General features: G+C 41.4%; 14 protein-coding genes and 1 tRNA gene. 13 read left to right on the top strand and 2 right to left on the bottom strand.

Features of this window, described 5'->3' with window-relative positions; translation table 11 throughout:
* Positions 1-10: 10 nt before the first annotated feature.
* Positions 11-3,991, bottom strand: coding sequence for a putative Ig domain-containing protein (locus HZA77_16170; protein MBI5376969.1), 3,981 nt, complete (start codon positions 3,989-3,991; stop codon positions 11-13).
* A gap of 678 nt (positions 3,992-4,669) precedes the next feature.
* Between HZA77_16170 and HZA77_16165 the strand changes: the two genes are divergently transcribed.
* The 13 genes from HZA77_16165 (at position 4,670) to HZA77_16105 (ending at position 22,911) form a co-directional block, all read left to right on the top strand.
* Entirely contained in the window at positions 4,670-7,654 is a 2,985-nt protein-coding gene (locus HZA77_16165) for a PAS domain-containing protein (GenBank protein ID MBI5376968.1), read from the top strand.
* Between the two features lie 79 nt (positions 7,655-7,733).
* Positions 7,734-9,497 carry a hypothetical protein gene (locus HZA77_16160; GenBank protein ID MBI5376967.1) on the top strand — a complete coding sequence of 588 codons (1,764 nt, stop codon included), beginning with the start codon at positions 7,734-7,736 and terminating at the stop codon, positions 9,495-9,497.
* 144 nt (positions 9,498-9,641) lie between these two features.
* Positions 9,642-10,124 carry an NADH-quinone oxidoreductase subunit NuoB gene (gene nuoB, locus HZA77_16155; protein ID MBI5376966.1) on the top strand — a complete coding sequence of 161 codons (483 nt, stop codon included), beginning with the start codon at positions 9,642-9,644 and terminating at the stop codon, positions 10,122-10,124.
* 368 nt (positions 10,125-10,492) lie between these two features.
* Positions 10,493-11,815, top strand: a complete 1,323-nt coding sequence (locus HZA77_16150) for an NADH-quinone oxidoreductase subunit D (GenBank protein ID MBI5376965.1) — start codon at positions 10,493-10,495, stop codon at positions 11,813-11,815.
* A 3-nt stretch (positions 11,816-11,818) separates the two neighbouring features.
* Positions 11,819-13,093 (top strand): NADH-quinone oxidoreductase subunit NuoF, encoded by a 1,275-nt coding sequence (gene nuoF, locus HZA77_16145; GenBank protein ID MBI5376964.1) that lies wholly within the window; start codon positions 11,819-11,821, stop codon positions 13,091-13,093.
* 23 nt (positions 13,094-13,116) lie between these two features.
* On the top strand, positions 13,117-14,721 hold the full coding sequence (locus HZA77_16140; GenBank protein ID MBI5376963.1) for a (2Fe-2S)-binding protein: 1,605 nt from the start codon (positions 13,117-13,119) through the stop codon (positions 14,719-14,721).
* A 24-nt stretch (positions 14,722-14,745) separates the two neighbouring features.
* Positions 14,746-15,240, top strand: coding sequence for an NADH-quinone oxidoreductase subunit I (locus HZA77_16135; protein ID MBI5376962.1), 495 nt, complete (start codon positions 14,746-14,748; stop codon positions 15,238-15,240).
* A 24-nt stretch (positions 15,241-15,264) separates the two neighbouring features.
* Positions 15,265-16,371 (top strand): SAM-dependent methyltransferase, encoded by a 1,107-nt coding sequence (locus HZA77_16130; GenBank protein MBI5376961.1) that lies wholly within the window; start codon positions 15,265-15,267, stop codon positions 16,369-16,371.
* Positions 16,372-16,509: 138 nt separating this feature from the next.
* A complete protein-coding gene (gene lipB, locus HZA77_16125; GenBank protein MBI5376960.1) occupies positions 16,510-17,202 on the top strand; it encodes a lipoyl(octanoyl) transferase LipB in 693 nt (230 codons plus the stop codon).
* On the top strand, positions 17,199-17,933 hold the full coding sequence (locus tag HZA77_16120) for a ZIP family metal transporter (protein ID MBI5376959.1): 735 nt from the start codon (positions 17,199-17,201) through the stop codon (positions 17,931-17,933). Before lipB ends, HZA77_16120 begins: the two co-directional genes overlap by 4 nt.
* A gap of 8 nt (positions 17,934-17,941) precedes the next feature.
* On the top strand, positions 17,942-20,494 hold the full coding sequence (locus HZA77_16115) for a glycosyltransferase family 39 protein (protein MBI5376958.1): 2,553 nt from the start codon (positions 17,942-17,944) through the stop codon (positions 20,492-20,494).
* A gap of 194 nt (positions 20,495-20,688) precedes the next feature.
* On the top strand, positions 20,689-22,743 hold the full coding sequence (locus HZA77_16110; protein ID MBI5376957.1) for a PAS domain S-box protein: 2,055 nt from the start codon (positions 20,689-20,691) through the stop codon (positions 22,741-22,743).
* An 83-nt stretch (positions 22,744-22,826) separates the two neighbouring features.
* A tRNA-Leu gene (locus HZA77_16105) sits at positions 22,827-22,911 on the top strand.
* Between the two features lie 255 nt (positions 22,912-23,166).
* On the opposite strand, the gene HZA77_16100 is transcribed toward HZA77_16105, so the two are convergent.
* On the bottom strand, positions 23,167-23,572 hold a 406-nt coding region (locus HZA77_16100), incomplete at its 5' end, for a flagellin FliC (GenBank protein ID MBI5376956.1).

Raw genomic sequence — 23,572 nt, 5'->3', positions numbered from 1 at the left:
ACTTGCCTAGTTATTTTACAGTCAGTTTCATTGCCTTGCTGACAGGTGCTGTCCCATATCCATCTGCAACCTGTACAGTAAAGTTAAATGTACCCTTTACTGTAGGAGTACCGCTTATAACTCCGTCGGTGCTCAAAGAAAGACCAGCCGGCAGTGAGCCGGAAATTACCGACCATGTATATGGCTTAACCCCGCCGGTTGCTTTTATAGTGGTTGAGTAAGCTTTACCACTGGTTGGATTACTTAAAGTGGATGTTGTTATCGAAAACGGTGCTACTCCTACTGTGATAGACAGGTTTTTACTTCCGCTGTTTCCATCGCTGTCTGTAACCTGTATAGTAAAGTTAAAGGTTCCCGGTACTGCAGGGGTACCCTTTATGTTGCCGCCGGTTGCGGTCATGGTTAAGCTTAGTCCATCAGGCAACGCACCACCTGTTATAGTCCATGAGGTGTACGGTGGGACACCGCTTTTTGCCTTTACGGTATAATTGTAAGCTTTTCCTACAGTTGCACCCGGTAAAGTGCCCGTGGTAATGATAGGCGGATTAATAACCGAGATTGTCAAAGACTTTGTTGCAATGAGTCCGCCTGCATCAGCGACCTGAACTGTGAACGTGAAGTTCCCGGTTGTAGTCGGCGTACCAGAGATGAGACCACCGCTGGTCATGGTTAGTCCAGTCGGCAGTGAGCCGGAAGTTTTAGACCATGTGTACGGCGCGGTACCATTTGTAGCACCCAGTGTCTGGCTGTAGGGCGTTCCAATAACCACAGTCGGCAATGGACTACTTGTTGTAATGATCATTGTCGATGCTGTTACAGTCACCGGCAGGGAGTCACCTGCAGCATTGAATACTGTAACACGATACGAGTAATTACCTGCGCCAGTAAGTGTAGTGTCAATAAATGAAGTTGAATTCGCAGGGGCATTTCCAACAAATGCATAAGCTCCACCAATGTTTGCCCGCTCAATCCTGAAGCCGATCTCATTTTGTGGATTGCCTAATGTACTCGCTGAAGCTGCTGGTGTAGGATCTTTCCATGTCAGTTCGATCCCTGTTAATACTCCTGAGCCTGTCAGGCTGGTTACCTTGTTTGGTACATTAACCACAACGTTAAAAGCTATTGGACGCATCATGTCATTTTCTTCATGCCCCAGAAGATGGCAGTGCCATACGTATTCCCAGCCAAAGTTCACATAATCATTAACAACTGTAGTTGGGAATCCGGTAATCGCGTCTATACTTGGCCAGCTTGTGACGCCATCCACCGGTTTTGTAACATCCATGGGGCGTACGCTCTCGGGAATTCCGAATGGAAGTTGAGGAGCAACCGGTCTCATGGCAACTATGATATCTTCCAATGGGTTCATCTTGACTGTTTCTTTCCATCCAAGTTCATTCGCATCAGGAAGCCTTATAGCGCCGTCCCATCCAACGCGATTTATAACTTGCACATTAAACAGATGAAAGTGTATCGCATGGGTGTCAACGCCGTTATGTGTAATCTTCCAGATCTGAGTTCCATCACCAGCCGCAGGTGCGAGAGGTGTTATGGAGTCTGCAAGTGTCTCGGTAGTAGGATCTACATAACCTAAGGGGATTGTTGTCTGGTTAGTTGAATTGGTAAATGGCAGCTCAACTCCCAGTGTGGCATTCATTCTTCCGTATTCCATCTCAAAGAGCTCTTGTATAGCCTTTGGCATGAACTGAATCAACAATGGGGTGGTAGAGCCCAATGGAGTAACGCTCATGGAAGTGTCCTGAATCCTTCCGCAGGATGTTCCCATATGGTCAACGACAGTCGTATTGTAGGCTGAGTTGTAAGCAGCCTGAGGCACTATGATCGGGTCCTGAGACGATGCGAATACGCCCTCCGTTGTGGCAGTTGATGCAAAGGCATTATTCAGGTTGGTGATATTAAATGGCGCCGCAGGAGTTGCTGCTGCAACATTTATCTGCATAATGGTGCGTGTGTTAGGACCGTAGCCAGCCAGCGTTGTCGGTGCGCCGCCTGTGTCAGTTTGATCCGGATCGCCAGTGTAGTAGTCGATTCTCGGGTCAAATGCAGGAACAGGCGCAGGGGCATCGTTATAAAGAATCAGTGTTTTTCCTGCAAATGCGGAAAAATCAACGACGACATCTGCCCGCTCTGCCGGACCCATATAGAGAGCATGGTCTGATACATTGAGGACAACGATGTCTCTACGGTTATAGTTATAGTTGACCGGCTGGGCAGGTATTACTACCGGTGCCGGAAGAAAACCGCCTTCAGTGGCTATCTGAATCATATCCGGACCAGCAGTTGTTGGATCCGGTACGCCGCCATCCCTTGCATCCGTTGGCCAGGTTGCAGGTAAGCCCGTACCAGGGAATGCATTAACCATCTTGACTTCTGTGTTAGTCCTGCCATCAGCAGTCGTAACAAGCGGATCCGCTGTGTAAAGCTGGAGGTTAAGGAATCTGTCATTGCATGCATTAAGAATTCTTAACCTGTATGACTTTGGCTGCACTGTTACTGTTGGATAAACTGTACCGTTAACAACCGGTGTATCCATGAAGGCTTCAGGTACAAGGGACGGATTAGGTGTTCCCGGATTTTCCGGAGGCTCAACCGGATCAGTGCCAAAAAGCGGATTAGGTACAGGACCATTTGTTATCATGCTGAAAACAGGCCAGAACAATGGACCATAATCCCATCTGCCCATAGCATTTGCGCCGGACATGTCATATGGATTCTGGTTAGGCATATATACATGAGGAAACCAGAGATTGCCCTTACCACCATACTTGGCTATATCCCATGTTGGATCCTGTTGGGCGAGTTGAGCAGTGTCCGGTACGAAAGTCTTATCCTGAATAACAAGAGGAATCTGGTCAGCAGGTATTATACCGGTTGAAACGAGACTTTGCTCGGTTGTGTCCTGTAACAGATAACCTGCCGCCTCGCCTGCATAAACATTGAGACGGGTTATTCCATAAGCATGGTCATGGTAGAACATCAATCTTGCGCTCTGCTGATTCGGATAATAGAAAGTTATAGACCCGCCGGATGGGACAGGCATGTCAGGAACGTTTTGAGTGCTTACACCAGTGGGAAGTGTTGTTGACTCTCCTGCAGGAACAGTCCACTGATGAGGAGTCCCATCGCTTATCCATGGAGTCAATCCGCCATGTAAATGAAGGGTGCCGCGGTTTTCTGTATAATTGGCTCCATCAGGACCCATACCGGCACCCATTACGGTTGTGTCAACAGGAATGAAAAGATTTCCTGCGCTGCCTATAGGAAGGCTATTGGTGAACTTAATACGTGTCGGTCTGTCTTTCTGGGCTATTATCAGAGGTCCCAGATAATGGGGCACGCTCACCGTTGCATCTGTTGTGTTAGTTTGTCTGTAACCACGAAGTTTAGTGGCGGGCAGGTCAGAATGCAATTTCTCGGCGTACTCGACTAATTCTATTTCATAATAATCTGAGCCCGGATATGTTGTTGTATCAGGAATAGCGACAGGGATATACTGACCAAGATTGTTTGCATTAGCTGCACCAAGTCCGGGGAGTGAATCTACGAACTTCCTGATTCCGCCTGAAACCGCTCCTGTAACCGGATCTACCGTAGGTAATGGACTATTGGCGTAATTCGGGTAAATACCGAAATAATCCGGTGTACCACCGGGATCCATTACACCGGGGACTCCAATCTTTGCGCTCTTATTATTCTTCTTCCCTTTTTTTGACTTCTTGTTCTTGTTGCTTTTCTTTACAGTTGTTGTATCCTGTGTACTCTTCTCGGCTGCGGCACGTGCTTCTGCGGCACGTTCTGCAGCAGCTTTCCTCTGCGCTGCTGTTGTCCTGTTTTGCATCCTTGTTATAATGTCACTGCTATCCTTGCTGTCCATTTGGGTTGTTTGGGCGGAAACCCTATTCCCAATTCCCCATGAAAATGCTGTTACGAAACAAAATAAAACTAAAATCCCCAACCATTTTTTCTTCATTTTTCCTCTCCACATTTTACTTCGTTTTACTGCTTACCTGTGCTTCTGCTGATTTTCCTGATTTGAAGACAAACCTCCCACCTTTCTTTTAGTTGTCTTCATTTGCTAAGTTCTTCGCTTCAGACAACCAAAATTTCACTAATCCTTGGATTTTTATTAAGAAGCGCGCTCTTCTCGATGCAGGTATTTGCAAAAGTTATGCCACAATACAGGACGATAATAGTAATTAAATGTAATGTATTGAAAAATATATAGTTTATCAATGTGAGGTAGTGATGAAGGAGAGGACTTAATAAGCAATTTTTATGGTGAATTATGTTATCTTTCCAAGACTCAAATTTTATAGTTTTTAATATCTAATTGAAAAATAAAAAGAATTTTCTTTGAGAAGTGTTCAGGAATCCGACAGTCCATGGTTTTCACAATTAAAACAGATAAATAGATTGCCATTTTGGTAATAATTCCCCGATAACATCAACGATTCGCTGAAAACAGTGCTGGCAGCATTATAATAAAAGTCATAGAACTTTTTGTTTCATTACTGAAATTGTTTTTCCTTGACAGTTCTCATGTTAACCTATAACTACTGAAATAGTTTTTTCATATATACTTGTACTTAATCAGCTTTATTAAGCTAGCCACATATTTTAAGATTGCTTTAATAAAAGCGCAATTATTATGAAAACAAAAAACATCAGTGAATTTACAAAAAAATCGCAGTATAAAAAAAAACTAATTCCTAATTCAGACAAACCTCGAAATCCAGTTACTAACAAAATCAAACAAAAACGATTTATAGCTGGAATTGGCAGTTCAGCAGGCGGCCTTGAAGCTCTGGAAAAATTCTTCTCATCCATGCCGGCAAATACCGGAATATCTTTTGTCCTAATTGCACACCTTGATCCAAACCGGAGAAATTTAATGCCGGAAATTATCACACACATTACAAAGATGAAGGTGTCACAGGCAGAGGATAATGTAATGGTCAAGCCAAACTGTGTATATGTAATCCCACCTGACAGGAATATGTCAATTAAGGACGGTAAGCTGCATCTTGAAAAAAAGTCTGATTTGTGTGGATTGGAATCATGCATTAATTTCTTTTTAAAGTCTCTTGCTGAAGATCAGAAGGAGAAAAGCATCTGTATAATACTTTCCGGAATGGGTACTGACGGCACAATGGGTCTTAAAGCGATAAAGGACTACTCCGGAATGGCGATGGTGCAGGAGATAAGCTCAGCTAAATATGACAGCATGCCAAGAAGCGCCATCAACACAGGCCTTGCAGATATTATTGCCCCCCCTGAAGCTCTGCCAATGAAGCTTATAGAATATGTTAAAAACTATTCCAAACAGCCGGCAAAGACTAATGTTGACTTAAAAGGTACAACTGAAACAGCCTTTGAGAAGGTGCTCAGGCTCATTCGGCACCGCACAGGGAATGATTTGTCATCTTATAAAAAACATGTGATTTATCGCCGGATAGAAAAAAGGAGGGCTATTTGCCGATTGAAAAACCTAGCTGGGTATGCAGCATATCTCCAGGCAACTCCGCAGGAGATTGACCTTTTATTCAAAGATATTTTAATAGGAGTTACAAATTTCTTCAGAGACCCTCAAGCGTTCGTAAGCTTAAAAAAGAACGCTATCTCCCGGATTTTAAAAAATAAGGGTGACGAAAATGTCATAAGAATATGGGCTCCGGGATGTTCTACAGGAGAAGAGGCTTACTCCCTTGCCATTGCAATCAAGGAGTGCATTGATGAGTCCGGCTCAATGAATGATTTCAAGATACTTATCTTCGCAACAGACATAGATAAGGAAGGGATAGATAAGGCAAGGCAGGGGATATATGATAAATCAAAAATTATTACTCATGTGTCTCCAGCACGCATTGAGCGGTTCTTTACTAAAGAGGGGGATTCTTACAAAATCAAAGATGAAATAAGAAAGATGGTGGTTTTTGCCTCTCATAATATTATTAATAATCCCCCATTTACAAAGCTTGATCTAATATGCTGCAGGAACCTTCTTATTTATTTCACTTCAGATGTTCAAAAAAAAATCAAAATACTTTTTTATTTTGCCTTAAATCCTGATGGTATGCTTTTCCTTGGTTCGTCAGAAAATGTCACTGATTGTCCTGACATTTTTAAGCCTATAGACTGCATGTGGAAGATTTTCATAAGGGAGGATTCACCTTTTCAAAATAAAGGGGAACTGAAAGGGTTGGTTTACAGTCCATCAATTCCATTAACAATGCCCACCGATAAGATGCTGGACAAGTATCATAGTTTTAAAGAAATCGAGCAGGAAATAGCAGAGAAGATACTTGTTGAACGCTTCACCCCTCCTTCAGTTCTTATAAATGAGAAAGGAGATATAATTTATATAAACAAACAGACAGGGGAGTATCTGGAGCTGGCAGCGGGAAAAGCCAACATGAATGTTTTTGCAATGGCGCGGGAAGGATTGAAATATGAGCTTCGCAAAGCCGTAAACAAGGCGTTAACCTTAAAAAAAGATGTTGAAATTAAAAATTTAGATGTAAAGTTGAGCAGTGACTATCAGTCAATCAATATCAGGGTAATACCCATTGCAGAACCTGAAGCTATGAGAGGGCTCTTAATGGTGGTTTTTGAAGACATTATAGAATCTCCGGAAAAGAGGAAAAGGTCTGCGAAGAAAGGCGATGTACAATCCAGACAGGATTCCATTGTCAATTTTCTGGAGAAAGAATTGAAGTATACAAAAAAACACCTGAGTAATGTTCTGGATGATATGGAAACATCACAGGCACAACTTATTTCATTAAATGAACAACTGCAAAGTTCTAATGAGGTGCTTACAATCTCGCAGGAAGAGCTTATTAATGTAAATGCAGAGCTTCAAAGCAGAATAGAAAGCATCTCCCGGTCCAACGATGACATAAGCAATTTCTTCGAGAGCACCGGATTAGCAACAATATTCCTGGACAATAGCGCTAACATAAGGCGATTTTCTCCTTCAGTAACAAAGCTTTTTAATTTTATACAGGCTGATGTTGGACGCCCCATCACAGACATTATTTCAAATTTAAAGTACGACAATCTTGCAAAAGATGTTAAAGAAGTCAATGATACACTTGTGCCAATGGAGATAGAGATTCAGTCTAATGAAGGGGAGTGGTATATGATGAAGATTGTTCCCTATAAGACTGAGGATAACTTCATAGATGGCACAGTTCTGACTTTCCATAATATCAGTGCCTGTAAAGAGCTTGAAAAATATGTGAAAGAAAAACAGGATATTTGGGACAATGCCGTGCGACATGCTGATTTAGTAATAGAAGCAATGCGCGAGCCGCTCTTAGTGCTTAACAAAAGTTTAACCATAGTTACTGCAAACAATGCTTTTTGTCAGGCTGTTAATTTTAGAAGGGAAGATGTGTTAGGTAAGAAACTATTTGAACTCTGCGACAATAAGTGGGATATCCGTGAAGTAATGAAACATATGAAGGAACTTCTTATGAGCGATAGAGAGTTTTACAATCTGGAGATCGAGTGTGATTTTCCGGTAAATGGCAGAAAAATAAAGCAGATCAATGCAAGTATGCTAAGCGTGAATGGTGATACCTCGAAATTTATTCTTCTTGGCATAATAGGCTTAAATGAGAGAGGATAAGAAGACAATTTTTTTGTAAAGCTTTGCATCAAAATAACAACAATTGACAAGTTAAATGATTTTGGCTGAGGGATAGACAATGGAAAAATCATCTAAAAAAGGATTAAATGACCTTAAACAAAAAGCAGAGATAAGCCTTTTATTAAAGAAGAAACGGCGTAATGAACCTGAACTTCCTCCTGAAATTAAACAAAAAACAAAAGCCGGAGTAATCGAGCCTGATCAAGACGCCGTGATTCGTGAGCTGCAGGTACACCAGATTGAACTGGAGTTGCAAAACGAAGAATTAGAGAAGACAAAAAATAAGTTTGAGAGTCTGTCGGAAAAATATTCAGAGCTTTACTTTCTTGCACCACAGGGGCTTTTCACATTAGATAAATTCGGAACTATAATTGATGCAAACACTTTTGGATGTTCAATGTTTAAGACTAATAAACAAAAATTCATCAAAAGGCGTTTCCAGTTATTTGTGAACCCTGATAGCCTTCCGGCATTTAATGTTTTTTTAAAAACTTTGTATAAAAATAAAACAAGAGCTACCTGTCAGGTGAAACTTCTTGATGCCAACAAGACTTCATTAGATGCCGAAATAACCGGTATAGCTATAGAAGAAAAAGAAACCGGGGAAATACATTTTATGCTGGCTGTTAGTGATAAGAGTTCAAAAAATGATTCTAAAAATGAGCCAGGTAAAGAGGAGCAAATAAAAATACTGACTACTATTGCGACAGGGGTTGTCTATGATTTTGACAATATGACAACTCTGCTGCTTAACAATCTCAGGGACATGGAGAATAAATGCGGTGACTGCGGGAAGCTCACAACGAACCTGGGACAAACAAAAACAATTTGCGAATTTATAAAAAAATTAAGCGAGAACTTAGTTTCCATCATTGACGAACGACCTCCGGCAGTGAAAATGTCTTTAAAACAAGAAATGATAAATGTGATAGAAGAAACAGCGACCGTTTTGCTTAAGGATTCAAATATTGTTTATAATTTTGATTTCTCATTGGAGAAATGTCCTGTTGAAATTGAGCGGGAAAAAATAACTACGGTCTTAAGCAATTTAATTACCAATGCACGGGAAGCCATGCCAGGCGGAGGAAATCTTAATATAAGAGCAAGGAATGTTACTCTTGAAGAAACAAATGAGCTTGGTGCGGCCAAGGGGGAATATGTTGAAGTCTCGATAAAGGACAACGGCGTTGGAATATCAGCTCAAGACCTCTCAGAAATTTTCATTCCCTATTTAAAATATGGAGAGATGAAGCAGGCAAAAGGTATAGGACTTGGACTTGCGGCTTGCCGTTTTATAGTAAAGAAGCACAACGGTTATATGAGTGTAGAATCAAGAAAAGGGAAAGGATCAACATTTTTTATATACCTTCCCTGTAAGAAAGAAGCAATAAACGGAATGGAGCTAAGTACAGAAAGAAAATCTGCTCCGGCAAATAACCATTTGCAGAAAAAACTGCTTGTGCTGCACGAACAATCGCCAATGCTGGAATTATACGATGAATCTTTGAAGAAAGAAGGATATGAAATAGTTTATACACAGGACAAGTCTGAGGCAATCCATTTGTACAGTAAAGCTTTAATCACAAGCAGGCCATTTGATGCAGTCTTATTAACCTTAATGATGAAGCAGGGACAGGTTGGCGACGTTGTGCTGGAAATACTTCGCGAAATAGACCCGAAAGTTAAAGCTATTGTTATAAGCAAACATGCTGATAGTCCTGTTATGAGTGATTATAAAAAATTCGGATTTGCAGCTTCACTGCCAATGCCCATTGGAATAAAAAAAGCTCTGGAAATAGTCGGGGAAGTCGTGAGCTCATAAAAAATCCATCTGTTTCAGGGACAAATGTAAATACGTTTTCTTTTTAAAAAATATTTTTAATAACAAGCGCGTTCCAGTGTACTAATCTCCCATCAATTTTTTCTTGCCAAATGACTTCAATTCATTTAATAAAGCGCACTTATTATGGGTATAGAAGAATATATTCCAGGTGATTGGCTGACCACGAAAGTTGATGCCCTCGTCAACTGGGCGAGGAAGGGTTCTCTATGGCCCATGCCCTTTGGTACGGCATGCTGTGCCATTGAGTTCATGTCGGTAGTATCATCTCATTATGACCTCGCAAGGTTTGGTGCCGAGGTTGTGAGATTTTCTCCGCGTCAGGCAGACCTTCTCCTTGTTGCAGGGACCATAACCGACAAAATGGCGCCGGTGTTAAAAAAGATATACGACCAGATGCCAGAGCCTAAATGGGTTCTTTCAATGGGTGCATGTGCTTGTTCAGGAGGTTTTTACAGGGCTTACCATGTTGTGCAGGGGATTGAAGAGATAATCCCTGTTGATGTTTTTGTTGCAGGTTGTCCGCCGACACCGGAGAACCTTATAAACGGCGTTATGATGATCCAGAAGATTGTTGAAAAAAGCTCAGTGAAGAGAAAATCCAGATAATAATGCCAAACAATATTGAAGATAAATCTACTGTAAAAGTCTTAATGGTGAAGCACCCTGATGCTATAATAGATATCAGGGATGACTGCGGCAACCTCGCCATAACCATAAACCGCGCTGACCTTCTCCCTGTATGCGATACACTTAAGAATGACCCTGCCCTTGACTATAAAATGTTAGTCGATGTCTGCGGAGTAGATTACCTTGGGAAGAGGGAAGAACGCTTTGATGCTGTTTACCATCTTTATTCTCTAAGTAAAAAACAGAGGGTGAGGATCAAAGTGCCTTTGATGGAAGAGGATGCAGTCGTTAGCTCAGTTACAGGAATCTGGAAGGGAGCCAACTGGTTTGAGAGGGAAGCCTATGACATGTTCGGCATACAATTTAAAGGGCATCCAAACCACGTAAGAATCCTCTGCCATGAACACTTCGAAGGACATGCCCTGCGAAAAGACCATGATGCAGGGAAAAGGACAAAATGCACACAGATAAGGGAATACTTAAAAGAAGAATTTAAGAAGGTCGGCGAAGACAGGTATGTAGTAAATATCGGTCCTTCTCACCCTGCCATGCATGGTACTTTGAGGATACAGACCCTTCTTAACGGTGAAATAATAGAAGACGCAGAGGCCGAGATAGGATATTTACACCGCTGTTTCGAGAAGATGTGCGAGACTCATACCTATCACACTGCAATTCCATACACGGACAGATTGAACTACTGCTCATCTTTCATGAACAATGTGGGTTATGCTATGGCTATTGAAAAGCTCATGGGGGTTGAGGTCACACCGCGGGCAATCAGCATCAGGGTAATCCTTTCGGAGTTTTCAAGGATGATGGATCACATGGTCTGTCTTGGGGCAAATCTTGTTGACCTCGGAGCCCTCACAAATTTCTGGTATTTCTTCAAACCAAGGGAAGACATCTATGGTTTGATAGAATCATGCTGCGGTTCAAGGCTTACGACCAATTATGTGAGAATCGGAGGCCTCGCGGCTGATGTACCGCAGGATTTTCTCCCCCGCTGTAAAACCATATTAAGCGAAGTTGATAAATTCATGGATTTCGTTGAAAAGCTCAATAATAAGAATGTTATCTTCCATAAACGTACAAGGGGTGTGGGCGTGATGAGCAGGGAAGATGCGATTGAGTATGGATGGACAGGACCATGCCTGAGAGCGAGCGGAGTTGATTATGATGTGAGGAAAGACCATCCTTATTATGGCTATGAGAAATTTGATTTCGAAGTGCCGGTCGGAAAGAACGGAGACACATACGACCGGTATATTGTCCGCATCGAGGAGATAAAACAGAGCGCTAAGATTATCAAGCAGGCGCTTCAAACACTCCCTTCAGGGTCGGTAAACTCAGGAGACAAGAGGGTAGAACTTCCTCCGAAGGAAGAGACTTATTCCAATATCGAATCGCTCATGAATCACTTCAAACTTGTAATGCACGGCATTCAGCCAGCGCCCGGTGAAATATATTCTTTTACCGAGGCGGCAAACGGAGAGCTTGGTTTTTACATGATAAGCGATGGGACGAAAAATCCCTACAGGGTCAAGGTGAGACCTCCATGTTTTGCAATATTCCAGGCATTTCCTGAAATGCTTAAGGGGAAAATGATTTCAGACCTTATTGCTGTACTAGGGAGTTTGAATATTATAGCCGGAGAACTTGACAGGTAAATAATGGAAAAGATAATTTTAAAAAATGCTGACTTTGAGGACCAGCCGAATATAGATGCCTATATTTCACGGGGCGGATACAAGGCTCTTGAAAAAGCATTGACTATGGAGCCTGCGGCAATTACTGATGAAGTGAAGAAAGCAGGCATCAGAGGCCGCGGCGGTGCAGGATTCCCTGCAGGTCTTAAATGGAGTTTCATCCCGAAGGACACTAAAAAGCCCATATACCTTGTATGCAATGCAGATGAAGGAGAGCCGGGAACATTCAAAGATAGATTCATCATTGAAAGAGACCCTCATCTTCTTGTCGAAGGCATTGCAGTGTCAAGCTATGCCCTGAAAGTAAAAACAGCATACATATATATAAGAGGGGAGTTTTACAAGGGAGCAATGATGCTCGAGAAAGCCATAGAAGAGGCAAAAGCAAAGGGCTTTCTTGGCAGTAATGTCCTTGGACGCGATGGAGTTGATATTGATATAGTCGTTCACAGAGGAGCAGGTGCATATGTCTGCGGTGAAGAGACTTCGCTTCTTGAGTCACTTGAAGGAAAGCGAGGATATCCGCGTCTTAAGCCTCCTTTCCCTGCGGTCGTTGGTGCTTTTGGCTGTCCTACGGTAATAAATAATGTGGAAACATTGGCGGCTGTGCCGTGGATAATTTTAAACGGCGGCGCTGCATATGCAAAGATAGGGACTGAAAAAAGCACGGGCACAAAACTTTTCAGCGTCTGCGGGAAGGTAAACAAACCCGGAGTATATGAAGTAGATTTAGGCTATCCTTTTAAAAAATTTCTGGATGAATACTGCGGCGGTGTAAAAGACGGGAAGAAACTGAAAGCTGTAATCCCCGGAGGTTCTTCAACGCCTGTACTCCCTGCCGAAGAAATAGAAAAAGTAAACCTTGATTATGAATCCATTGCAGCAGCAGGTTCAATGTTAGGCTCTGGGGCAGTCATTGTCTTTGATGAAACAGACTGCATGGTAGAGGCAATAACAGTGCTTGCCCATTTCTATGCGCATGAATCGTGCGGGCAGTGTACACCCTGCCGCGAAGGTACTGCATGGATGTATAGGATTCTTCAAAAAATAATGAATGGCGAGGGAAAGCTTTCTGACATAGACCTCCTCTATGAAATCTGCGACAACATAATGGGGAAGACAGTCTGCCCGCTCGGCGATGCTGCTGCCATGCCTGTTGTAGGATTCCTGAATAAATACAGACATGAGTTTGAGTACCATATAAAGAACGGCAAATGTGATGTTAAGGAAAAACATTAGGGCAAAATTAGGGTTATGATGCAATGCCTAAGATAACAATAGATGGAATAGAAGCTGAGTTTGAGACCGGCGAAAGCATATTGCAGGTTGCTGACAGGATCGGTATAGAGATACCACGCTTCTGTTATCACAAGGATCTGCGCTGGGCTGGTAACTGCAGGATGTGTCAGGTTGAGGTCGAGAAGATGCCGAAACTTGCCATTTCATGTGCAACGGTTGCAGCTGACGGGATGGTTGTTTATACAAAGAGCCCCAAGGTGGTAAAGGCCGTAAGGGGAGTACTGGAGTTTCTCCTTCTCAATCATCCGATAGACTGCCCCATATGCGATCAGGCTGGGGAATGTTTCCTTCAGGATTATTACATGCGTTACGGCCTTTATGATTCCCGCATTCCGTTAAATGATAAAGTCAAAAAAAGGAAAGTTTTGAGGCTTGGCGACATGATTGTGCTCGACACTGAAAGATGCGTCCTTTGCTCTAGATGTGTAAGATTCTGTGAGGATGTTACAGGCTCAAACGAATTTGGATTTTCAAACCGCGGCAACCGCACTGAGATCGGGACTTTTTATGATGCAGTAGTTGACAACCCCTATGCAGGAAACCTTGTTGATATATGTCCGGTAGGCGCGATTACGAGCAAGGATTTTAGATTCAAGTGCAGGGTATGGTTCTTAAACACAACACCTTCTGTATGTCCTACATGCAGTACAGGGTGCAATATATATGTAGAATCAAAGAACGGCTTAGTCCAGAGGTTAAGGCCAAGGTACAATGCAGATGTCAATAAAAGCTGGATATGCGACAAAGGGCGGATGTCCTATAAACTTATAAACGACGAAGGAAGGCTCTATCAGGCGCTTGAAAAATCCGGCAGTGGTTTTCAGGAAATATCTTATGAGAGCGCAGTTGAAAAAGGGGCTCAAAAGCTTAAAGACATTGCCTCAAAATATGGCAATGACAAGATACTGGCAATAGCCTCTCCAAAAGGGACAAACGAAGACCTATATCTTTTTAAGAAGTTTTTTTCTGAAGTCATTAGAACTCCGCACATCAGCCTCGGAGAAACGGATGGCGTTAACAACGCTTCAGTAATGGAGGACAAGGTCTTACGCCGTATTGATCCTAACCCCAATACTGTTGGCGCGGGACTGATTGGAATAAAGGCTGACGATGGGAAGATGACTCCTGAGAGGGTCGCAGATATTATAAATAAGAACGGGATTAAGGCCCTTTATCTGATGTCGCCTGAAATACTCCGGGACGGTGCAACATCTCAGCCGCTCCGTGATGCGCTTAAGAATGTTGATGCAATTATAGTCCATTCAATGTTTGTGCCGCTTTCTGATATGCCGGCTCAGATTGTATTCCCTTCAGCATCATATGCCGAGGCTGACGGGACTTTTACGAATTATGCAGGTCGCGTGCAGAAAATAAAATCAGCAATCAAGCGGAAGGAAAGTGTAAAAAGCCATAGCGAGATATTTCAGGACATGATTAATAAGCTTGGTGGAGACGGAAAAAAGCTTTCAGCACCGGCCATATTTAATGAATTGGCAGGAGTGGTAAGTGCATTCAGCAGCATTAAGTTTTCAGATATTGGAGATACAGGGGTTCAATTAAAGCTCTGATGCTAAAAAACCGGGATTTATAAAATGATAAAAACAAAAATAGTTGAAGTTGAAGATAAGAGTATTGCTGCAAGTTTAAAAGGCCTGATAGTCACAATGGGTAACCTTGTAAGCAATGTAGTGAAAAAGGATAGGCCTACAATTGAATATCCTGAAGAGAGACGTGAATACTCAGAAAGGCTGCGAGGAGTCCATATCCTTAACCGCAGGGAAGACGGCACCCCGAAGTGTGTTTCCTGCTATATGTGTGCGACCATATGTCCCGCAGAGTGCATTACCATAGTAGCCGAAGAATCTCCTGATCCATCCATAGAAAAAAGGCCAAAGAGTTTTGAGATTGATATGCTTCGCTGCATATTCTGCGGGTTCTGTGTTGATGCGTGTCCGGTTGAGGCCATAATAATGAGCAGTGAACTTGAATGTTCATTCAATAAATTTTCAGACCGCGTTAACAATATTGATATTTTAAAGGATAGACCTTCCTTAAAAACTGCTAAGCTTGGTTACAGACCAAGATAGCGCCGGTCTAAGGGAGGCAATCAAATGCTTTCCCATCAGGAACTGACAAACAGGATATTTGGCAGTAAAACTTCCGTTTCATTCTATGAATTCGTGACATCCATACTCCATGATCCGGATTATGGCTACTACGGCAGGGGAAGGAAGCATCCAGGGATATACAGGGATTTCTACACAGCTCCGGAGCTTACTAACGCCTTTGGTATCTGCATTTCAAAATTTATTATCTCGCAGCTTAGGTTTTTCCCCGCCAATGAAAAACTTGCTATCATAGAAATTGGCAGCGGACGGGGAATGCTTATGCAGGATATTGCTGACAATCTTTTGCAGGCGGGCATTACTGAAGAAAGATTAGAGCTTGTACTTATAGAGCAGAACATAAGTTTTATTAATGAGGCCAAGCAAAGGCTTTCCCATATTAAATTTCCGATTACCTTTTTTTCAAATCTTGATGAACTTCCCTTTTTTGACAGCGCTGTGGTCATATGCAACGAATTATTTGACGCACTTCCTTTTTCGAGGATAAGATTAAACTCCGGTGCGCCCAGTGAAATTTTCGTGAAAATTGAGGGCGAAACAATCCATGAAATTGAAAAGGAAATATCAGAAGAAAAGGTAGAGAAGATTTATAACAGATGGTTTTCTGATTTAACTGGGAGCGGTGAGGTTGAGATAGCTCCCGGTTTTGATATTGTACTTAACAGGATATCGAAATCCATTAACAAAGGAGTCATGCTGATAATAGATTATGGGGACCTTGCACACAGGCTTTATGCAGAGCAAGACCCGCATCCTACGATGCGGTGTTATAGGAACCATAAAGTTTCTGATGATCCCTATGAATTCCTAGGCGAGCAGGATGTGACCTGCTCAGTGAATTTTTCTGAACTCATATATGAGGCAATAATATCCGGTTTTAGTATCGCTGATTTTACGGATTCCCGTTCTTTCTTTATCCGATGGGGGATTCTTGAACAGCTTTCCGCACTTGCAGGAAACGGCAGACTTGATATAGAAAAGTATAATGAAATACAGAAGATAAAGAATCTGGTACTGCCATCCGGTATGGGAGACATTTTTAAGGTCCTGCTCCTTGAAAAAGGGATAAGGGAAGATGGCTTAATATACTGAGGTTAAAATATAATGCATGGTCTGGCAGCCCTGTTTAGGCTTAAAAATTCATGCGCCTGCCGCAGGAACTGCCAGGCTATAACAGGTTGTTTCTTGTAATATTGATGCAGGATTTTGTGATACGCGGGTTAAACTAAGATGAAAAAAGAGTGTTACTGTCTTAGCCTCGGCAATGTGAATTACACCCGGGCTCTTAAACTTCAGAAACTCCTTTATGAAAAAGTAATTGCAGGAAAGGAAGATAACTATCTTATTTTGCTCGAACATAATCCTGTTATAACTATCGGCCGTTCCGGAAAAAGGGAGAACCTCCTTGTGAGCGAGGAATATCTTAAAGATGCAGGCATAGAGATTCACAGCGTTGAAAGAGGAGGTGACATAACTTATCATGGGCCGGGACAGATAGTCGGTTATCCTATATTGGATTTACGTGAAGAAAAGGACATTCATCTTTTTGTAAGAAGGGTTGAGGAGGTCATGATAAGAGTCCTTGCCCATTATGATATTAAAGGTGAGCGTATAAAGGGATTAACCGGTGTCTGGGTGGGAAATAAAAAGATAGGCGCCATTGGCATGGCAGTGAGGAAATGGGTAAGCTTCCACGGATTCGCATTCAATGTAAATCCGGACATGAGTCATTTTGATCTTATCACCCCCTGCGGTATAAAGGATAAAGGTGTTACATCGCTTTCAGCGCTTCTTGGCAACGCACTCCCCTCCATAGATGAAATAAGAAAGAGCATAGTTGAATCTTTTGCTGATGTATTTACTCTTTCAATGAAGTACGCTGACAGTGCTATGATTAATATTAATGGAGAAACATTGGATTGAATAGTTTAGCTTTCTATTATAGCCTTATTGCGGCAATGGGGTCACTTCTCGGGATGACGCTCTTAATATTCCGGGAAAAATGGGCAAGAGCAAATTCTATTAAACTGATAAGCTTTTCAGGAGGAATATTCCTCGGACTTGTCTTTATCCATCTCCTTCCGGAGTCTCTTGAAATAAACAGAGATGCCCTCTGGTTTGCGCTGGCTGGCTTTATTTCTTTTTATCTTCTCGAGTCATTTATGCTTTTTCATTCCCATTCTGATGAGGAGCCGTCAGGGGAGCGTCACCATGAGTTCGGCAGCTTAGCTGTCATCGGGCTCTTGATACATTCCACACTTGACGGGATTGCGATTGGCGCTGGTTTTGAGGTAAACAATACGCTCGGGTTCCTTGCAGTGGTCGCTGTGCTTGCACATAAAATACCTGATGGTATAGCGATTGGGGGTATTTTGTTCCATGCAAAGGAACCAATGAAAAAGGTTGTTCTTATTTCAGTTGTCATATCTGCTGCTACTCCTATAGGAACAATCCTTGCATCGCTTTTTCTGAAAGATATAGTGCCCTATTCCATGGGCGCACTTCTTGCTTTTGCCGCAGGCTTCTTTCTTTATATATCAGCATCTGACCTTATCCCGCAGACTCATCGGGAGCATAATGTATATAACTTTATCATCCTTATTTCTGGCATCGCAGCCATGTATATGTTAAAATTATTTTTTAATGTACCGTAAGCGTTCCCATGCGGAATGAGAAAAATCATACCGGGAAAATATATTTTTTTGCTATCCTGATAATAGCCATAGCTATCAGGATTTATTATGCACTGACCACTCCTCTTCTTGAAACTGACGGTGCCATAGCCCTCCTTAACGGCAGAGTATTTGATGAGCGGGGAATCGTCCCCTTTGAAGGCCCATTTGCCGCAATCCTTAACGGAAGTCTTTATAAGATTTTTGGTGAGAGTATTCTCATAGGGAAGCTTGGCGATGCCTTTGCAGGTATTGGGATTTTAATCTTGGTCTACCTTTTTACAAATAAAGCATATGGGGGAAGGGCTGCTCTCCTTGCTTCGTTCTTTGTGGCTTTCTCCCCTCTTAACATACTTTTTTCCATTATGGCAAAGCCGTACATGATTCTTTCTTTTTTTATTACTCTTTCAGCATATCTTTTTCTCATTGGAGCAGTGAACGGAAGATATTACCTTATTGTCCTTGCCGGTGCATGTATCCCGATAGCCTTCGGATTCAGGACATTTTCCATGTTTACGATTCTCGGGATGATGTTGTTGTCTGTCCTGCTGCTCTTTTTGAAGGGAGAGGACGGCAGAGAAGAACAAATAAAATTTTATCATCCACTGATTTTTATTGTTTCAGCACTTTTATTTCTTTTGCCAATTATATTCTGGAGGGCAGGGAGTCTGGGGCTTTATTTCTTCAGGGATTTCGGCATGCCTCAATGGCTCAAATCTCAGGATTTTGTTTATATGGAAAAATGGGAAAACGTTGAGAATCATCTTCTTGACTCTCCTTATCTCTTTTTCCCAGTTTTTATTCTGTTTCCTTTCATTATGATGAAGGACTGCTCAAAGAGATGTGCGAGTCTCTTAAGTTTCTGCTATGCGTTTTCATTCGTGTTCCTTCTTCTTATTAATCCGGGTCATCACTTTCCAAGGATTCTGGTTCCTGCCATTCCATTTTTCTGCATAATGTCAGCTTCGATGATTGATCATCTTGTGAATAACCTGAAACGAGGGGGAAACTATCTTCTCCTTTCTGCACTTATTTTCTCTCCTGTCCTTTATATATTGGGCAGAATGACAGGCTATTTAGATACTGAAGTCCAGTCATCTGCCGGAGTACTGAAGATGCTCTGTTTTATTTCCATGTCATTTGTAATTGTTTTCATATTTTCTTTTGTCGTCTCTAATGAATCTAAAGGGAAGATGCTGATTCCTGTTTCAGTTTTGCTTCCCCTGATTTTAATAGTATTTTCTGCGGAAGGTATCCGCCAGGTTGACAGAAGGATTAATCTGCTTTCTGCGGGAATCATGCCATATATTGGGGCCATAGAGTATTTGCCCTCTTCTTCTGTTGCAAAAGGTATAATTTATGAGAACAATCCATTTGGCATACTTGAGGGTAAAGACTCGAAAGATTTGAGGGACCTGCCTTTAAAGGACAGCCTTTCTCTTCTTAGCGGAGACTACAAGCCTGTATTCCTGAGAAATGATATTTCATATATCATAATGCCTATGTACAAATATGCTGACGGCATATTCTTTACATACAGGGACATGAGCATCAGAGGGAATATGGAAGAACCTAAGATGCATGAAGAGCTCCTGTCTTCCAAAAGCCTCAACCGTATTTATGATAATTCATCCATAATTTGCCTATATGATCCTTCCATAAAACGGGCTGGTAAACCGGATGATTTTACAGACAGGGCCTTTCCTGTAAGACCATATATAGGGAACAGGGGAGGGGAGTTTATTGAAGTTTTTTTCAATGGCTCTTTTCCCAAATCCGGCTTGGATTTCTCTACTGTAACTCTAAAAAATCTCAGGAAATCTCAGGAGAAGCTTACATACATGGTTAATTATATTGATGATGCAGTAGAAGGAGAGTCCTTTTACGAATCAGACGAGGAGCATAATCCCTGGTTTTCAGTCTATTCTCATTGGTCTCAGGGCATGCCTTATATGTCGTCTGAAATAGATTACTTTTCAAACAATGCGGCTATGGTTTTCCCGCTTTATGATAGTTATTCTGAAGGAAAGCTTGTCCGAAAGCTGGCTCTTGATGAGGGGAGCTATAAAGTTTATACAAGGTTAAGTCTGCCAAAAATTAAGTCCGGTAAAGCTCGGATGGATTTCCTGTTTAATGGAAGCACTCTTTCATCTTTTGATTTATCATTACCATCATTATCATCTGGGGGGATGACCAATTCTTTTATTGGCAGAATTAAGGTGCAGAACAGTGAGGAAAGCTCACTCGAAGTCAAAGCATCGGGAAGTTCTGATGGAGCAGGGAATTATATCATATTTGACAGACTTTTTTTTATCCGCGAAGACTCTGTTTATGAAGGTGCAAATAATGAAAAGCAAAACAACACGTTAAATTCTCTTATGAATGAACCATGGCAGATAGTAAAAAGCGAAATTAATATTCCTCCTCTTGCGGAAAAGACTATAACATTACCTGAATATGAGGAACATGCTCCGTCAAGAGTAGAGATTTTTGCATATTCTTCTACAAGCAAACTTTCATCCCTTCTTTATTATTATAGATAGTTTTCTTCAGAAGAATTTTAAACCATAAAAGACCTACGAAACCTTTTTCAGGCATTTTTTAACTTATCAGAGGACTCAATCATTCGATAAACATTACACTTTTTCAGATAAGAAATAAGGATAATTAACTTAACACTCTATATTTAATCAACATGCATAAAGTAAAAAATAGTAAAGGAGTTTCGACTAGCACTTTGAAAAAAAACAATAATATTGCTTCCTCCCGGCAAATAGTCCTCTATATAGCCTTGCTCCACTCATTTATAGTCTTTGGATTGATTGTATATTATGGAGAAGCTATCAGGGAGTTTAAGTTTTTGGGTTTAATTATGGCATTAGTGGGTACAGTATTACTGCTTTCATCAGGTTTTGTCGGATATATGTATTGGAAAAAACATAGAGACGGTAAGGCTAAGAGCTTTGCCGAGATGAAAATATTCAGGGATACCCTGATTGATGTTTTTCCGGATATCATTGCCCATATAGACAATGAAGGAAATCTATTGTGGCTTAATGATTCGGGATTGCATTTTTTTGGTGAAGATGCAGTTGGGAAGAAGATAGAGGATTATATTGATAAGGCTGAAACCTCACAGATAACCCCAGGCATACCTCTAAGCTTTTCCCGCAAGGACGGACAAAAGCGAATCCTTTCCTGGACAAGCAAGGCAATGGTTGATAGCGAAGGGAAGGCATCCGGACAGATTTCAACGGCCAGAGACATCACAGAGCAGCGGCTTGCGGAAAATCAGATAGAAAAATCAGAACGGTATTTAAAAACCGTTTTTTCTTCCATTATAGATGGTATAGCTGTGATAGATCTCCATGAGAAGATCACTGATGTCAATTATTACATCTGTTCTCTTCTTGGTTTTAAGAAAGAAGAGCTTATCGGCAAAGAACTCTATGTCTTGTATCCCCCTGAAAGTCATGAGTTCATTAGAAGTTCCCTTAAAAAACATTTTAAAGACGGGGAGCCCATAAATGGACTTGAAATAGAACTGCTCTCAAAGAGCGGAGAAATCATACCTACAAGCATAAGGGCTGTTCTGCTAAAAGATGAAAGCGGATTACCATTCGCAAGTCTTGGGGTAGTAAGAGACATGAGGGAGATAAAATCTCTTCAGGAAAACCTGATACAGGCTGAAAAGCTTTCATCTGTAGGTGAGCTTATTTCCGGAGTTGCCCACGAGCTAAATAATCCACTAACTGCAATAATAGGATATTCTGGGGTACTTATGGGAAGAGACATCCCCTCTGATGTTAAGAAGGAAGTTGAAGTAATAAACACACAATCTGCGCGCTGTCAGAACATCATATCAAATCTTTTAATGTTTTCGCGCAAGTACGAATCAAAAAAGGTTAATATTGATCTTAATTCAATAGTTGAATCAACATTGGCTCTAAATATTTATGACATGCGTTCGAGTGGAATAGAAGTAATCGAAGACTATGGTTCGGAATTGCCTGAAGCATATCTTGATGCAAACAGGATTCAGCAGGTAATCTTAAATCTGCTTCAGAATGCGCGTCATGCAGTGGAAGCAAAGGAGAGCGGTGTAAAAAGGATAAAAGTTGCTACCAGATTTGACAAAAAGAAATTTCTAATTGAAATCAGTGATACCGGAATCGGGATTTCTTCAAAGAACCTCAGAAAGATATTTGATCCATTTTTTACGACCAAAGAAGTGGGCAAAGGGACCGGTCTTGGTTTAAGTATATCATATGGTATTGTAAAAGAGCATGGAGGACAAATTGTCCTTAACAGCAAAGAAGGGGTTGGGACTAATTTCATAGTTGAATTGCCTTTAATTAAACAGACTGTTTCAGAAACCGGAAATACCGGAGAAAATAAAACAGAAATGAATAATAAAATTGAGAAAAAAAGAATTCTTGTCATTGATGATGAACCTGTTATTACAGATATCCTGATGCTGTTCCTGGAGGAGGATGGACATGTTGTTGATGTTACGCAGAGTGCTGTAGAAGGCTTGAAGAGGATCAGTAATAATGGTTATGATGTAGTATTCTCTGATGTTAAAATGCCTGACCTTGATGGTGTAAGCTTCCTTAAAAAAGTAAGAGAGATAAACCCCGGTTATGAGGACAAGATTATTTTTATTACCGGAGATACATCGAGCATCAAAGCTCTTGATAATTCCAATGATATTAACAATATAGTCCTTTCAAAGCCTTTCACTATGGATGATGTAAGAAAGAAACTGGAAGATTTTTTCAGCTATTCTTGACATCAACGTTTTTTGAGTATATCAAAACAAAATTCTGTTAATCTCAGAAAAGATTTGTGATTTTTTTGTGTTATTCCCCTGTCGCCGGAGTGGTGAAATTGGTAGACGCACGGGACTCAAAATCCCGCGGGGCTTAGCTCCATGGGGGTTCGATTCCCCCCTCCGGCATCTCTTTTTAACCTGATGGAGAGGAGAAGTATTCCTTTACTTATCATTCCGTTCAAGCCTTCCATAATACTGCTCGTTCAGTTGATTAGCGTGATGTCTTCTGCGTCGGTTTTGCTGTAAAGGGATAAGAAAAAACAATAGAATAGTAAATTGGACTTTTAATGTTATATTTTAAATGAAAGTTGCGGAGCCTAATCTCGACTCCGCAACTTTATTGAATAATAAATGTTCTATTTTCAGTTCAATCTATTTGATTTACCCGAGCAATGATAGTGCTGCCTGTGGTGCTGAATTAGCCTGGGCAAGTATTGAAGTACCAGCTTTTACCAGGATCTGGTTCTTTACATAGATTGCAGTTTCACTAGCAAAGTCAACATCTCTGATACGGGACTGAGCTGCTCCTGCATTTTCAGAACTTACCATCAAACTGCTAATTGTTGATTCAAGCCTGTTCTGCAGCGCACCCAACGTACCACGGTTGCTTGTGATTATATCTATCGCACTGTCTATCTGATCTAAAGCAGACTGAGCCATTCCAACTGTGCTTATTGTGGTTATTTGGCCAGAGCTTGCTCCAAGTCCGAGAGCTGAAGAATCAAGATCATTCATTGTTAAAGACAGGCGTGCGTTTGTAGTATTGGATATGCCTATCTGGAATGAT

This window comes from Candidatus Schekmanbacteria bacterium, assembly GCA_016219965.1.
GTDB lineage: Bacteria > Schekmanbacteria > GWA2-38-11 > GWA2-38-11 > J061 > JACRJM01.
This window is presented reverse-complemented; position numbering and strand designations above follow the sequence as displayed.

Excerpts from the sequence above, each read along its gene's own strand:
- HZA77_16150 (MBI5376965.1), top strand. The coding sequence starts at position 10,493 with ATGTTCGGCATACAATTTAAAGGGCATCCAAACCACGTAAGAATCCTC.
- HZA77_16160 (MBI5376967.1), top strand. The coding sequence starts at position 7,734 with ATGGAAAAATCATCTAAAAAAGGATTAAATGACCTTAAACAAAAAGCA.
- HZA77_16135 (MBI5376962.1), top strand. The coding sequence starts at position 14,746 with ATGATAAAAACAAAAATAGTTGAAGTTGAAGATAAGAGTATTGCTGCA.
- HZA77_16140 (MBI5376963.1), top strand. The coding sequence starts at position 13,117 with ATGCCTAAGATAACAATAGATGGAATAGAAGCTGAGTTTGAGACCGGC.
- HZA77_16130 (MBI5376961.1), top strand. The coding sequence starts at position 15,265 with ATGCTTTCCCATCAGGAACTGACAAACAGGATATTTGGCAGTAAAACT.
- nuoB (MBI5376966.1), top strand. The coding sequence starts at position 9,642 with ATGGGTATAGAAGAATATATTCCAGGTGATTGGCTGACCACGAAAGTT.
- HZA77_16115 (MBI5376958.1), top strand. The coding sequence starts at position 17,942 with ATGCGGAATGAGAAAAATCATACCGGGAAAATATATTTTTTTGCTATC.
- HZA77_16165 (MBI5376968.1), top strand. The coding sequence starts at position 4,670 with ATGAAAACAAAAAACATCAGTGAATTTACAAAAAAATCGCAGTATAAA.
- lipB (MBI5376960.1), top strand. The coding sequence starts at position 16,510 with ATGAAAAAAGAGTGTTACTGTCTTAGCCTCGGCAATGTGAATTACACC.
- nuoF (MBI5376964.1), top strand. The coding sequence starts at position 11,819 with ATGGAAAAGATAATTTTAAAAAATGCTGACTTTGAGGACCAGCCGAAT.
- HZA77_16170 (MBI5376969.1), bottom strand. The coding sequence starts at position 3,991 with ATGAAGAAAAAATGGTTGGGGATTTTAGTTTTATTTTGTTTCGTAACA.